The 13828-nt window shown below is 74.7% G+C and carries 13 protein-coding genes; 5 read left to right on the forward strand and 8 right to left on the reverse strand.

Features of this window, described 5'->3' with window-relative positions; translation table 11 throughout:
- On the forward strand, positions 1-1457 hold a 1457-nt coding region (locus GCU56_RS12285; protein ID WP_163482031.1), incomplete at its 5' end, for a ScyD/ScyE family protein.
- Positions 1458-1543: 86 nt separating this feature from the next.
- Here GCU56_RS12285 and pcaC read toward each other — a convergent pair.
- From pcaC to pcaH, 4 genes are all read right to left on the reverse strand, one after another.
- Entirely contained in the window at positions 1544-1942 is a 399-nt protein-coding gene (gene pcaC, locus GCU56_RS12290; protein WP_163482032.1) for a 4-carboxymuconolactone decarboxylase, read from the reverse strand.
- A gap of 37 nt (positions 1943-1979) precedes the next feature.
- A complete protein-coding gene (pcaB, locus tag GCU56_RS12295; protein ID WP_163482033.1) occupies positions 1980-3305 on the reverse strand; it encodes a 3-carboxy-cis,cis-muconate cycloisomerase in 1326 nt (441 codons plus the stop codon).
- Positions 3302-3958, reverse strand: coding sequence for a protocatechuate 3,4-dioxygenase subunit alpha (gene pcaG, locus GCU56_RS12300; RefSeq protein ID WP_163482034.1), 657 nt, complete (start codon positions 3956-3958; stop codon positions 3302-3304). The genes pcaB and pcaG overlap by 4 nt, the downstream gene beginning before the upstream one ends.
- 76 nt (positions 3959-4034) lie before the next feature.
- Complete coding sequence (pcaH, locus tag GCU56_RS12305) at positions 4035-4781, reverse strand: protocatechuate 3,4-dioxygenase subunit beta (RefSeq protein ID WP_163482035.1); 747 nt, start codon at positions 4779-4781, stop codon at positions 4035-4037.
- A 135-nt stretch (positions 4782-4916) separates the two neighbouring features.
- Here pcaH and GCU56_RS12310 point away from each other — a divergent pair, with 135 nt between their 5' ends.
- Positions 4917-5693 carry an IclR family transcriptional regulator domain-containing protein gene (locus GCU56_RS12310; protein ID WP_163482036.1) on the forward strand — a complete coding sequence of 259 codons (777 nt, stop codon included), beginning with the start codon at positions 4917-4919 and terminating at the stop codon, positions 5691-5693.
- Between the two features lie 51 nt (positions 5694-5744).
- Positions 5745-6914 (forward strand): 4-hydroxybenzoate 3-monooxygenase, encoded by a 1170-nt coding sequence (locus GCU56_RS12315; protein ID WP_163482037.1) that lies wholly within the window; start codon positions 5745-5747, stop codon positions 6912-6914.
- Between the two features lie 8 nt (positions 6915-6922).
- On the opposite strand, the gene GCU56_RS12320 is transcribed toward GCU56_RS12315, so the two are convergent.
- Both GCU56_RS12320 and GCU56_RS12325 read right to left on the reverse strand, forming a co-directional pair.
- The gene (locus GCU56_RS12320) at positions 6923-7747 is read right to left on the reverse strand and encodes a hypothetical protein (RefSeq protein ID WP_163482038.1); all 825 of its coding nucleotides are present in this window, start codon (positions 7745-7747) and stop codon (positions 6923-6925) included.
- A 47-nt stretch (positions 7748-7794) separates the two neighbouring features.
- Complete coding sequence (locus tag GCU56_RS12325; protein WP_163482039.1) at positions 7795-8130, reverse strand: zf-TFIIB domain-containing protein; 336 nt, start codon at positions 8128-8130, stop codon at positions 7795-7797.
- A gap of 146 nt (positions 8131-8276) precedes the next feature.
- Here GCU56_RS12325 and GCU56_RS12330 point away from each other — a divergent pair, with 146 nt between their 5' ends.
- Positions 8277-9452 (forward strand): acyl-CoA dehydrogenase family protein, encoded by a 1176-nt coding sequence (locus tag GCU56_RS12330; protein WP_163482040.1) that lies wholly within the window; start codon positions 8277-8279, stop codon positions 9450-9452.
- A gap of 7 nt (positions 9453-9459) precedes the next feature.
- A complete protein-coding gene (locus GCU56_RS25195) occupies positions 9460-10608 on the forward strand; it encodes an acyl-CoA dehydrogenase family protein (protein WP_163482041.1) in 1149 nt (382 codons plus the stop codon).
- Between the two features lie 112 nt (positions 10609-10720).
- Here the strand turns inward: GCU56_RS25195 and GCU56_RS12340 are convergent, their stop codons facing one another.
- Positions 10721-11542: an HDOD domain-containing protein gene (locus GCU56_RS12340; RefSeq protein WP_239522185.1), complete on the reverse strand. Its 822-nt coding sequence runs from the start codon at positions 11540-11542 to the stop codon at positions 10721-10723.
- Positions 11543-11571: 29 nt separating this feature from the next.
- Positions 11572-13635, reverse strand: a complete 2064-nt coding sequence (locus GCU56_RS12345) for an EAL domain-containing protein (protein ID WP_163482043.1) — start codon at positions 13633-13635, stop codon at positions 11572-11574.
- Between the last annotated feature and the right edge of the window lie 193 nt (positions 13636-13828).

Genomic DNA, 13828 nt, shown 5'->3' on the forward strand with positions numbered 1-13828 from the left:
CCGTGGCCGCTGCACCGGAGGCACCTCCGGCGGTCGCCGGCACGGTGGACGACGACGGCACCGCCGACCAGGGCAGCGGGGACGCACCGGCAGTCCCGGACGACACCGCCGTCCCCGGCGCGGTGGACGACGACGGCACCGCCGACCAGGGCAGCGGGGACGCACCAGCGGTCCCCGACGACAGCACTCCTCCGGCGTCGGAGGACGGGGCCGCGGCGGGCGCCCTGCCGGCTGACCGCTCGACCGGCGACATCGCCGGCAACGACATCTGCGACGGGTACACCGGCGGCATCTCGGCGATCGAGCGGCCGTGGCGCACCGGGGACGGCGAGGCCGAGCGCGTCGTCGACCGGCTCTACTCCGTGGAGAGCGCCGAGGGCACCGTCGGCTCCGACGGCGTCGCGGCGACGGGCTTCCCCGGCGTCTACCTCATCGCCCAGGGCGAGGGCACGCCGGACGCGCTCGCGGCCCCCGGTGTGGAGCCCGAGCCCGAGACCCAGGAGCACCTGCTCATCAGCGTCGACGGCGAGGTCTACCCCTGGGTCGACCTCGGTGCCGCAGAGACGGACGAGGACCCCGACGAGAACGGGGTCGCCGACAGCAACCCGAACGCGGTGATCGTCGTCGACCCGACGCCGTGGAGCGAGCCGGGTGACGACGAGTACGCCCTCGTCGCCGACGCCGGAGCCAACACCGTGTGGAAGGTCGACCCGGACTTCGCCGAGATGGACGAGGACGGCCTGCCCGGGTACGAGGTCTCCGTCTTCGCCGCCTTCCCGACCACGGAGGGAGAGCCCCAGTTCGTGCCCAGTTCCCTCGCCGTCGACCACCGCGGCCACGTCTACGTCGGCGGGGTCGGCGGCCTGGCCCCCGGCGGCGCCTCGGTGGCGCGCTTCGACCCCGAGGGTGGCGAGCCGACCGCGCAGTGGGACGGCTTCACCGGGATCAACGGCCTGGCCGTCGAGCCGGACGGCTCGCACGTGTACGTCTCGCAGATCTTCGGGAGCGAGGGTCCGCCCGCCGGCACCGGCAACGTGGTGCGGGTCGACACCGAGGAGGAGACCTGGACCTCCGTCGACGTGCCCTTCCCCTCGGGGCTGGCGCTGGGCAAGTACGGATCGGTCTACGTGTCCGCGTTCAGCCTGCTCCCGGCCGACGCCGACGACCCGACCACGACGGACGTGGTGGAGGGCGGCCAGGTGTGGCGCTTCTCCTTCGCCGAGGACGCCGAGGAGACCCCGCTCCCGGTGACCGAGGCGACGGCACCCGAGACCCCGGCGGCACCCGAGACCCCGGCGGCACCCGAGACCCCGGCGGCACCTGAGGTGCCGGCCGCGCCGGAGGGCGGGACGGGCACCGACGCCGGGACGACCGATCCCGGGACGGTCGCGCCGGCCCCCGCTGCAGGCGACGGCGGCACGGGAGCCGCTCCGCCTGCGCTGGCGCCCTCGGCCTGACCGGCCCGGCGCCGGCAGCACGGACCGGTCGTGCGGTGCCGCGGGAAGCCCCCGCCCGCGGCACCGCACGACCACGTGCGGACCACTCAGCCCCCGCGGAGCTCCTGCAGGATCGGCTGGGCCACCTTGAACGCGTGGTTCGCCGACGGCACCCCCGCGTAGACGGCGGCGTGCTGGATCACCTCCGCGATCTCGTCGTCGGTCAGCCCGTTGTTCACCGCGGCCCGCACGTGCAGGGCGAACTCGTCCCAGTGCCGCAGCGCGATGGTGATCGACAGCGTCATCAGACTGCGGTCGCGGCGGGCGAGGCCCGGCCGCTGCCAGACGTCGCCCCAGGCCACCCGGGTGATGAAGTCCTGGAAGTCGGCGGTGAACGGCGTCGTGCCGGCCACCGCGCGGTCGACCCAGGCGTCGCCGAGCACCTGCCGGCGGGTGGTCATGCCGGCGTCGCGGCGTTCCTGGTCGGTCGAGGGGAGATCGGTCATCGGGCGCCTCCGGCGTGATCGAGGTGGGGAGGAGCGGTCACGCCGTCCCCTCGGTGAGGCGGGCGTGCTCGGCGAGAGCCGCGTCCACCTGGGCGCCGGCCTCTCCCAGGTCCGGTGTCGCGGCGGCGAGGACGGCCGACGGATCGACGTCGGTCCGCGCGGCCACCAGCTCGGTGAGCGGGCGGCCGGTCTCCCGGGCCTCCCGCACCACCGCCGCCGCGGCGTCGTGCGCGGCCCCCTTGCCCAGTGCCGGGACGAGCGCCTCGGCCAGGGCACCGGCCAGCGGGCCCTCGGCGGCGGCCGCCGCGGTGGCCGCCATGCGGGCGACGTCGGGCCGCAGCCCGCGCAGGCTCTCCGCCAGCCAGGCGGCGGCCGAGCCGACGGTGCTCAGCAGCTCGGTCAGCGTCGGCCACTCGCTGTGCCAGGCGCCGGCGGCCCGCTCGTGCTCCTGCTCCATGGCGGCGAACAGCGTGCCCACCAGCCCGGGCGCACGCCGAGCGCAGGCCCGGGCCGAGATCGCGGCGACCGGGTTGCGTTTGTGCGGCATCGCCGACGAGCCGCCCCGCCCCTCGCCGACCTCGGCCACCTCGGCGACCTCGGACTGGGCCAGCAGGACGACGTCGACCGCGACCGTGGCCACCGCCCCGGCGGCGGCACCGAGCGCGCCGGCGAGGTCGGCGACCGGCAGCCGGACGGTGTGCCACGGGACGGCGGTGGTCACGAGACCCAGCTCGTCGGCCAGCGCGTCCCGCAGCGCCGCCCCGGCACCAGAGCTGGCCGCCAGGGTGCCGACCGCGCCGCCGTACTGCACCGGCAGCGCGGCCACGACCTCGGCCAGCCGCAGCCGCGCGCCGTCCAGGCCCGCCAGCCAGCCGGCCGCCTTGAGCCCGAACGTCGTCGGCAGCGCCTGCTGCATCAGCGTGCGGCCCATCAGCACGTCGTCCCGGTGCGCGCGGGCGAGGCCTGCGGCGGTCTCGGCCGCCGCCGCCAGGTCGGCGTCGATCGCGCCGATCGCGGCTCGGGCCAGCAGGACCAGCGCGGTGTCCAGGACGTCCTGGCTGGTCGCGCCCACGTGGACGGCGACCGCGTCGCGCTCCCCCACCGCGTCCTGCAGGACCCGCACCAGCGGCGGCACCGGGTTGCCCGCGTCGGCCGCCTTGGCGACCACCGTCGCGAGGTCGAGCCGGGTCGGGTCGGCGCACGCGGCGGTCACCGCGTCGGCCGCGGTCATCGGCACCAGCCCGGCGCGCGCCGCCGCACGGGCGAGGGCGGCCTCGACCTCCAGCAGCGCCCGGAGCCAGGCGTCGTCGGAGACCGCGGCCGCCGCCGCGCCCCGGGCGAACGTGCCGGCGAAGAGGGTCACAGGTCGAAGAAGACCGTCTCCTGGTCCCCCTGCAGGTGGATGTCCAACCGGTAGCCGTCGTCGGTCTTCTCCGCGATCAGCGTCCGCCGCTGGTCCTCGGACAGGCCGCGGAGGACGACGTCCTCGGCGTTGGCCTCGGCCTCGTCGGCGAAGTAGATGCGGGTGACCACCCGGTCGAGCAGACCGCGCGCGAACACCGAGACGTCGATGTGCGGCGCCTGCAGGCCACCCTCGCCGTCGGGCACGCGGCCCGGCTTCAGCGTGAAGACGGCGAACTCACCGGGGGGCTCCACCGTCTGCGCCCGGGCGTAGCCGCGGAAGCCCGGGTAGGAGGCCGCCCCGCGGGGGTCCTCCGGCGAGGGGAAGCCGCCGTCCGGGTCGGCCTGCCAGGTCTCGACCATCGCGTCGGGGACGAGCTGGTCGGCGCCGTCGAAGATCCGGCCACGGATCCAGATGCCGCCCTCGGTGCCCTCGTCGGCGGCCCAGATGCCGTCGGGCCAGCTCAGGCCGATCGCCAGGTAGGGCCCCACGGTCGCGCTCGGGCTCAGGCCGTACCGCACCGGTCCGTCCAGGAACCCGGTGTTGCGCGACCGGCCGGGGAGCGGCTGGTAGGGCTCGGTGACAGCAGGGACGTCCAGCGGGTTCAGGGTCACACCATGTCCTCTCGCGCGGTTCCGGTCTCGGTCCGCTCCTCGCTCGTGCCTCGCTGCGGTGCTCCCGCGACCGTCATCACGCGACGTCCCCGTCGTCCTCGGTCTCGAAGGGGGTCTCGTCCTTGCCGCGGAGCACGATGTTCCACTCGAACGCCAGCGCCCAGTTGTCCACGGTCCGCTCGAGGCTGAACGAGCTGATCGCGCGGTGCCGGGCCGCGGGCGGGATCGAGTTGAAGATCGGGTCCTGGCCGAACAGCGGGTCGTCCGGGAAGTACATCTGGGTGACCAGTCGCTGGGTGAACGCCCGGCCGAACAGCGAGAAGTGGATGTGGGCCGGCCGCCACGCGTTGTGGTGGTTGCCCCAGGGGTAGGCGCCCGGCTTGATCGTCATGAACTCGTAGCGGCCCAGGCTGTCGGTGACCACCCGGCCGAGCCCGTCGAAGTGCGGGTCCAGCGGTGCCGGGAAGACGTCGACGACGTGCCGGTAGCGGCCGCCGGCGTTGGCCTGCCACACCTCCACGAGGGCGTCGGGCACCGGGCGGCCGTCGCTGTCGAGCACCCGCCCGTACACGAGGATGCGCTGCCCCACGGCCTCGCCGCCGTTGCGCAGGGTCAGGTCCGCGTCCTGCGCCGTGATGCGGTCCTCCCCGAGGACCGGGCCGGTGAGCTCGGTGAGCCGGTGCGGCAGGTCGACCGGCGTGCGCAGCGGAGCGCGCAGGCCCGTGCTCTTGTAGTCGGGGAAGCCGACGGGGGTGCGCAGCGAGGCGTCCTCGCGCAGGTAGCGCGGCAGGTGCAGCCCGCTCTCGGATGTGGTCCCGGTCATGCTGGGACCGTACGGCCGGTCCCCACCCTCTCCAACAGCACCCTTCCACTGGGTGGCAGGCGAGCCGACGGTGAGGCGGCTCACGCCGCGGTTAGCATGGGCGCCCCGGCCTTCCGCTGGGTGGGAGGAGCTCCGGTGGCCGGTGGCAGTACGACGCCCGGGCGGTCCGTGACCTCCCGCGCGCTCGCCGTCCTCGACGCCTTCGACAGCAACTCCCCGCGCCTGTCGCTGTCGGAGATCGCCGAGCGGGCGGGCCTGCCGCTCTCGACGGCGCACCGCCTGCTGGGCGAGCTGACCGACTGGGGCGGGCTCGAGCGCCGCGCCGACGGCCGGTACGAGATCGGCCGCAAGCTGTGGGACCTCGGCCTGCTCGCCCCGGTGCAGCTGGAGCTGCGCCAGGTGGCCACGCCCTTCCTCCTGGACGTGCACACCGCGACCCGCGACACCGTCCACCTCGCCGTCCGGGAGGGGCGCTCGGCGCTCTACGTCGAGCGGATCTCCGGGCGGGAGTCGGTGCCCGTGGTCAGCCAGGTGGGCAGCCGGTTGCCGCTGCACGCCACGGGCGTGGGCAAGGTGCTGCTCGCGTCCGCGCCCGACGACGTGGTCGAGGGCATGCTGCGCGGCCTCACCCGCGAGACGCGCCACACGGTGGTCGATCCGGCCCGGCTGCGGCGCGAGCTGACCGAGGTGCGCCGGCGGGGCTACGCGCGGACGGCCGAGGAGATGTCGCTGGGCACGCTGTCGGTCGCCGTCCCGGTGCGGGCGGAGCGGGGCGGCGCCGCGGTCGTCGTCGCCGCCCTGGGCATCGTCGTCCCCAGTCACCGGCGGGACGTCGCGCGGCTCGTGCCGGTCCTCGAGGTGGCCGCCCGGGGCATCGGCCGTCAGGTGTCCCGCGTACAGCACTTCCACTGAGCGGCAGCACGCGGTTCCCCAGGTCACGTCCTGCCGGTCACACTCAGCGGCGTGCGTACTCAGGTGGGGATCATCGGCGCCGGCCCGGCCGGCCTGCTGCTGTCGCGGCTGCTGCACCTCCGGGGCATCGACTCGGTCGTCCTGGAGAACCGGTCGCGCGACTACGTGGAGGCCCGCATCCGGGCCGGCATCCTCGAGCAGCACACGGTCGACACGCTGACCGACGCCGGTGTCGGCGACCGGCTGCAGCGCGAGGGCCTGGAGCACCGCGGCATCTACCTGCAGTACCCCGGCACCCGCCACAAGTTGGACTTCCCCGAGCTCTGCGGCCGGACCGTCTGGGTCTACGGCCAGACCGAGGTCACCAAGGACCTCATCAAGGCACAGCTCGACGGTGGCCCGCCCCTGCTCTTCGACGTCTCCGACGTCAGCGTCGAGGACGTCGACGGGGACAGCCCGCGGATCCGCTTCACCGGCGCCGACGGCACTCCGCAGGTGCTCGAGTGCGACGCGATCGCCGGCACCGACGGCTTCCACGGCGTCTCCCGGCCGGTCGTGCAGGCCGGCTCGGGCCGGGTGTGGGAGCGCACCTACCCCTACGCGTGGCTGGGCATCCTGGCCGACGCCGCTCCCGCCACCGACGAGCTGATCTACGCCTGGCACCCCGACGGCTTCGCCCTCTACTCGATGCGCTCGCCGAAGGTCTCGCGGCTGTACCTGCAGGTCGATCCCGGCGAGAAGATCGAGGACTGGTCCGACGACCGCATCTGGGAGAACCTCGCCACCCGGTTCGCCCTCGACGGCTGGGAGGTCAACACCGGCACGATCACCGAGAAGTCGGTGCTGCCGATGCGGTCGTTCGTCAGCGCCCCGTTGCGCCGCGGGCGGCTCTTCCTCGCCGGGGACGCCGCGCACATCGTGCCGCCGACCGGCGCCAAGGGCCTCAACCTGGCGGTCGCCGACGTCACACTGCTCGCCTCGGCCCTGGTGCGGCTGCTCCAGGAGAAGCAGACCGACCTGGTCGACAGCTACTCCGACCGGGCCCTGGCCCGCGTCTGGCGGTGCACCCACTTCTCCTGGTTCATGACCTCGATGCTGCACCGCTCGGGCGACGACTTCGACGCCGAGCTGCAGCTCTCCCAGCTCCGCCGCATCGCGCAGTCCGAACCGGCCGCCCGCGAGCTCGCCGAGAACTACACCGGGCTGCCGCTGGAGTACTGACCCGCTGGTCAGCCGCCGGCGGCGAGCAGCGCGAGCACCGCGGCGGCGGTGCCGGCGGCCAGCGGCAGGTGCGGCAGGACGGCGGGCAGCTCCTCGGGCTCGAGCCCCTCCTCGAGCAGCGCGACGAGCAGCCGGTCGGCCATCCCCGGGGGCACCGGCTCGGCCACCCCCGCCGCGGCCACCGCGGCCCGCGCGAGGAACACCGCGCCGGAGGCCGTCGGGTCCTCCGCCGGCGGAGCCGCGGGGACCACGGCCTCGCGGGTGAGCGCCTCAGCGGCCCGGACCAGCGACAGGGGCAGCCCCTCCCCCTCGACCTCCATGAGCGGGACGTCGCCCAGGGCGGCCAGGACCAGGTGCTCGGCCTCGGTCCGCAGCGGCGTCTCCCACTCCCCCGCGCGGACCACCTCGACCAGGTCGGAGCCGTCCGCGCCGACGTCGTCGAGCAACTCGGCCCAGGCACCGGCATGGGCGGTCCGGGCCCGCTCGGCGGCCAGCAGGCAGGTGGCCAGCGCGAAGGGCTCGAGCACCTCCCGGTCGAACCGGTCGGCGACCAGCCCTCCCCCGGCGTCCACGGCGCCGAGCGCGTCGCGGAAGCTGCCGGGCCGGGCGTCGCCGAGGTCGAGCCGGGCGTCCTCCTCGCCGGTCAGCGGCTGCCCGCGGACGGCGCGGTCGCCCAGGGTGCTCCCGGTGTCCACCAGCCGGCCGCGGCGCCGCTCGGCATGCGGCCGGTCGGAGAGCCCGACGCTCCACGCGCAGGCCTCGGCGATGAGGGCGGGCAGCCGCTCGCGCAGCACCTCGCGGGTCAGCCGGCCCATCCAGTCGACGTCGAACACGCCGTCGAGGGTGCCCCGACCCGTGCGCCGCCGCACGGGCGCGGGGCTCAGCCGAACAGGTCGCCCAGGAAGGACTGCTTGCGCTTGGACCCGTGACCGTAGGAGGAGGAGTGCTTCTTGCCCTGCACCTGGTTGAGCACCTCGCCGACGACGGCACCGAGCCCGCCCGCACCTGCCGCGGCCGGACCGCCCGGTGTCCCGTGCGCCGCGGCCCCCTGTCCGCCCGACGAGCGGCCGTGCCATGCGGTCTCGGCGTCGACCAGTCGCTCGAGCTCGCCCCGGTCGAGGAAGATGCCGCGGCAGTCGGAGCACTGGTCGAGGTGCACGCCGTTGCGCTCGTAGGTCCGCATCGACCCCTGGCACTTCGGGCAGATCAAGTCCATGGCCGGGCCAACGCACGGCCGGCCGGGAACGGTTCCCGGCGCCGTCCCTCCCGGATCTACCGGCCGGTAGCTCGTGTGGGATGGTCGGGGCCCACCCTGCGAGACGGTGTCGCCACCACGAGGGCCGCCGTCAGGAGAGAGGTCCGATGCGGTTGCAGCTGTCCCCGGAGCTCGAGGCCTTCCGGGAGGAGATGCGCACCTTCTTCACGACCCAGGTGCCGCAGCACATCCGGGACTCCGTGGCCGCCCGGCGGCACGTGAGCAAGGAGCACTACGTCGAGACCCAGCGGGTGCTGCACGCCGCCGGGCTGGCCGTGCCGCACTGGCCGGTGGAGTGGGGCGGCCGGGACTGGACGCCGCTGCAGCGGCACATCTGGCGCGAGGAGATGCAGCTGGCCTGCGTGCCCGAGCCGCTGGCCTTCAACGCCAGCATGATCGGGCCGGTCATCGCGGCGTTCGGGGACCAGGAGCAGAAGGAGAGGTTCCTGCCCGGGACGGCCAACCTCGACATCTGGTGGTGCCAGGGCTTCTCCGAACCCGACGCCGGCTCCGACCTCGCGTCGCTCCGCACCGCCGCGGTGCGGGACGGCGACGACTGGGTGGTCAACGGGCAGAAGACGTGGACGACGCTGGGCCAGCACGCCGACTGGATCTTCTGCCTCGTGCGCACCGACCCGACCGCGGAGAAGAAGCAGCGCGGCATCTCGCTGCTGGTCTTCCCGATGGACTCCCCCGGGGTCACCCTCCGGCCGATCGAGCTGATCGACGGCAGCTTCGAGGTCAACGAGGTCTTCTTCGAAGACGTCCGCGTCCCGGCCGAGAACCTCATCGGCGAGGAGAACCGGGGGTGGGACTACGCGAAGTTCCTGCTCGGCAACGAGCGGGTGGGCATCGCCCGCGTCGGGAGCACGAAGCGACTGCTGGCCCAGGCCAAGGAGCACGCCCGCGAGATCACCGCCGACGGCCGCCCGCTGAGCGAGGACCCCCGCATGGCCGCCCGCATCGCGGAGGTCGAGAACGAGCTGCTCGCCCTGGAGCTCACCGCCCTGCGGGTGGTCGCCAACTCCGCCGACGGGAAGCCGCACCCGGCGTCGTCGGTGCTCAAGCTGCGCGGCTCCGAGCTGCAGCAGGCGGCCACCGAGCTGATCGTCGACATCGCCGGCCCGCTCTCGCTGGCCTCCTCCGCCGGCGAGGGCTCCGACGTGCCCGACTGGGCCCGGGTGGCCACGCCGGAGTACCTCAACCACCGCAAGGTCTCCATCTACGGAGGCTCCAACGAGGTGCAGCGCACCATCATCGCCGGCTCGATCCTGGGGTTGTGAGACAGACGTGGACTTCGACTTCGACAGCGAGCAGAACGACCTCCGCGAGGCCGTCCGCGGCCTGTTGACCCGGGTCTACGGCGACTCCGAGTCGCGCCGGCGCGTGACCACCGCCGAGCCGGGCTTCGACGACAAGACGTGGTCGCGGCTGGCCGAGATGGGCATCCTCGGCTTGCCGTTCGCCGAGGAGGACGGCGGCATGGGCGCCGGCCCGGTGGAGGTCGCCGTCGTGGCGGAGGAGATCGGCTGCGTGCTGGCCCCGGAGCCCTTCGTCGAGGCCGTCGTGCTCGCCGGTGGGCTGGTGGCGGCCCGGGGCAGCGCAGCGCAGCGCAGCGAGCTCCTCGGGGCGCTGGCCGAGGGCAGCCTGCTGCCCGCCTTCGCGCACGCCGAGCCGGGCACCCGCTGGACCGCCTCGGCGGCCGCGGTCACCGCCACCCCCGACGGCGACGGCTGGTCGCTCACCGGGGTCAAGGAGCCGGTGCCGCACGGCGCCCGGGCCGACGTCCTGCTGGTCAGCGCGGTCGTCGAGGGCGGCACCGGCCTGTTCCTCGTCCGCGGCGACGCGGCCGGCCTGACCCGGACCGGCTACCGCACCCACGACGGCGGGCGGGCCGCCTCGGTGCGGTTCGCCGGCACCCCGGCCGAGGCCCTCGGGGAGGGCGGCGACGCCACGGCCGCGATCGAGCGCGCCCTGGCCGAGGCCCGGATCGCCTACGGCCACGAGGCGATCGGCGCGATGGACACCGCGCTCCGGACCACGGCGGCGTACCTGAAGACGCGCAAGCAGTTCGGCGTCCCGCTCAGCAAGTTCCAGGCGCTGACCTTCCGGGCGGCGGACATGTACGTGTCCCTGGAGCTGGCCCGCAGCGTGGCGCTCTGGGCGTCGATGGTGGCCGACGCCGGCGGCGACGTCGTCTCGGCCGCGGACCGCTCCCGGCTGCAGGTGAGCCGCGCGAGCCGGCACGTCGGCAAGGAGGCCATCCAGCTGCACGGCGGCATCGGCGTGACCGCGGAGTACTCCATCGGCCACTACACGAGCCGGCTGACCGCGATCGACCACGTGCTGGGAGACGGCGACTGGGCGCTGTCCCGGCTGGCCGAGCGGGTGTCGGACCACGAGACGGTCGACCCGCTGGGCGCGCCCTACGCCGGCTGACGGCACCAGCGACCCAGCCCAGGAGCGGGGTCGGCCCCGGAGCTCAGCCGCCGTGGCCCCGTCCCGGGTCCCGCCCTGAGCTCGCGAAGGGTGGGGAGGACGGGGTCCTCCCTCAGTCGCCGAGCATCGCCAGGCGCAGTTCGTCGGCCTCCGCCGCCACCCGGTCCAGCACCGGCGGGACGGCGTCCTCGCGCAGCACACCGCCGGTCAGCTCCTCGACCGGCACCGGCACGTAGTCGACGACGGTGAGCCGGGAGGCCAGCTCGAGGGCGGCCCGCAGCAGGGCCCCCTCGTGCGCGGCGAGGTCGTCGACGGCGGAGAGCGGGGCGATCATGCTCGACGGGAAGCCCCACTGCTCGAGGGCCACCGCGGTGAGCCGCAGCGCGTGGATGCCGTAGCGGCGGACCTCCGCGGTCCGCCGGCCGAGGCAGGTGCTCTCGGCGGCGGTGAGCTCGCGGTGGCCCTCCGGGTCGTTGTGGTGCAGCAGCGCGATGCCGACCGGCGCGAGCAGGCCCAGGCACAGGGCGTCCTGCGGCCGCTCGCCGAAGCGCGGTGCCAAGAGTGACGCCGCGAGCGCGGCCCCGGTGCTCATGCGCCAGAAGTCCGCGGGCAGCCGGGACTCGTCGTCGAGGTCGGTCAGGGCGACGGTGGCCATCGTGCGGACGGTCGTGAAGCCGATGACGGTGACCGCGAACTGCAGCGAGGTGACCCGCCCCCGCATGCCGAAGTAGGCCGAGTTGGCCAGCTTCATCACCCGGCTGGCCAGCGCGACGTCGAGGGCGAGGGTCTGCGACAGCGCCTTGGCGTCGGTGTCCTCGGCGTTGGCGACCGACACGACCTGCGCGGCCACCGGCTTCTGCGCGGCCATCGTGTCGATGCTCGCGAGCACCGCGTCGAGGTCGAAGGTCGGCGCAGCGGCCAGGCTGGGGGTCATGTCGGCTCCCGGGCGGACGAGGTGGGTGGTCATCGGACGCGGTCGGCGAACCAGGCGGCGGTGGCCGCGCCGGTCATGGGCTGGGCGAGCCGGAAGCCCTGCAGGAAACCGGCGCCGAGCCGGGCGAGCTCCGCCGCCTGCTCGGCGGTCTCGACGCCCTCGGCGACCGTGCTCAGGCCGAGGTTCTTGGCCAGTGCGATGACCGCCGAGGCGATCTCGGTGTGCCCGTCGGCGAGCTCGGCGACGAAGGAGCGGTCGACCTTGAGGCAGTCCACCGGCAGGTGCCGCAGGTAGGCCAGCGACGAGTAGCCGGTGCCGAAGTCGTCGATGGCCAGCTGCACGCCGAGCGCACGGAGCTCGGTGAGCACCTCGCGTGCCGACGCGGGGTCCTTCATCAGCGCCGACTCGGTGATCTCGACCGACAGCCGCGAGGCGTGCAGCCCGTGCCGGGCCAGGGCGTCGGCGACCTGCTGGGCGAGGTTGCCGTCCAGCTGCAGGGCCGAGACGTTGACGTTGGCCCTCCCCGGTGCCGAGACGCCCAGGGCGGCGTCCCACTCGGCCAGCTGACGGCAGGTCTCGTCGAGCACCAGGAGGCCCAGCCCGCTGATCAGGCCGCTGTCCTCGGCGAGGGCGACGAACGTGGCCGGGCTGATCGCGCCCCGCTCGGCGTGCTGCCAGCGGGCCAGGGACTCGACGGCGACGGGCGTGCCGTCGGCGGTGCTGAAGATCGGCTGGTAGAGCAGCGTGATCGCGCGGTCCTCGATGGCCTGCCGCAGCTCGGTCACCAGCCGCAGCTTGTCGCGGGCCTCCGCGCGGGCCTGCTGGTCGAGCACCGTGATCCGGCCCTTGCCCCCGGCCTTGGCCTGGTACATGGCGATGTCGCAGTCGCGGATCAGCTCCTCGGCGTCCGTGTGCTCCGCGGTCTGCACGGTGACCCCGACGCTGGCGTGCGGGCGGACGTCGACGCCGCCCAGCCGCAGCGGCCGGGCCAGCGCGGCGCCGATGCGCTCGGCGAGGGTGACCGCGTCGGCCTCGTCCACGCCCTCGCAGATGACGACGAACTCGTCGCCGCCGAAGCGGGCCACCAGGTCGCCGGGTCGCACCGTGGCACGCAGCCGCGCGGCGACCTCGACGAGCAGCTCGTCGCCGGCCGCGTGGCCGAGGGAGTCGTTGACCACCTTGAAGTTGTCCAGGTCGAGGAACAGGCAGGCCAGGCCGCTGCTGCCGGGCCGGAACCGCCCGGCCACGTGGCCGGCCAGCAGCGTCCGGTTGGGCAGGCCGGTCAGCGGGTCGTGGTTTGCCTGGTGGGCCAGCCGGGCCTCGAAGGCGAGCCGGTCGGTGATGTCCTCGATCGTGCCGACGAACCCGGCGCCGACCCCGGGGGTGAACAGGTGGGCGAACCGGATGACCGTCGTCCGCTCGGTGCCGTCGTCCCGGACCAGGCGGGCCTGGGCCTCGCCGTCCCCGCCGCCCAGGACGGCGACCACCTGCTCGATCACCCCGTCGAGGTCGTCGGGGTGGACGACGGCCATCCAGCCGGTGCCCAGCAGCTGCTCGGCCTGCAGGCCGGTGAGGCTGCAGAAGGCGTCGTTGACGTGCGCGAGGCGCATGCCCTGCTCGGACAGCAGGGTCGGGATCGGGGAGCGCTCGGTCAGCGTGGCGAACCGCCGCTCGTGGGCGTCGGCGGTCGCCCGCAGGGCACGCTCCTGCTCGTTGGCGGCCGGCACCAGGCGCAGCGTCCACATCCGGCCGGACGGAGAGGGCGTGCACAGCACCACCGTCTCGACCAGGGCGCCGCTCGCGGTCCGGACCGGCAGGCTCATCCGCGCGGAGCGCTCCCGCCGGAGCAGCAGCTTGATCTCCCCACCGCGCAGGGTCGGCACCAGCGCGGAGACCGGCAGCGCGCACAGGTCGCTCAACGCGTACCCGAGCAGCTGGACGGCGCCCTCGTTGCCCCAGGTGAGCCGGGGGGTGCCGGCCACCATCTCGGCGACGAGGAGGACGAGGGCGTCGCTGACGGCGGCCCCGTAGAAGATCGACGAGACGATCTCCGGGCTGACGAGCGGTTCGGCCGGCACGGTGCTCGCGGACACGGTCCTCCTCCGTTGCCGTACCGGTCGCGGCCGGTGCCTCGCCGGGGCTTCCCGGGTCAGGGACCAGAACGGCACCGACGGGGCCGCCCTTCAGCCGCAGCGCGGGCCGCCTCACCCCTTCGAGCGGGGTCGTCAGTCCCGGTCGGGGCCGCGGCACTGCGGAGGGTGAGCGGGGACGGGCCAGGAGACGGCA

Origin of the sequence: Geodermatophilus sabuli (genome assembly GCF_010686765.1) — a bacterium.
GTDB classification, from domain to species: domain Bacteria; phylum Actinomycetota; class Actinomycetes; order Mycobacteriales; family Geodermatophilaceae; genus Geodermatophilus; species Geodermatophilus sabuli_A.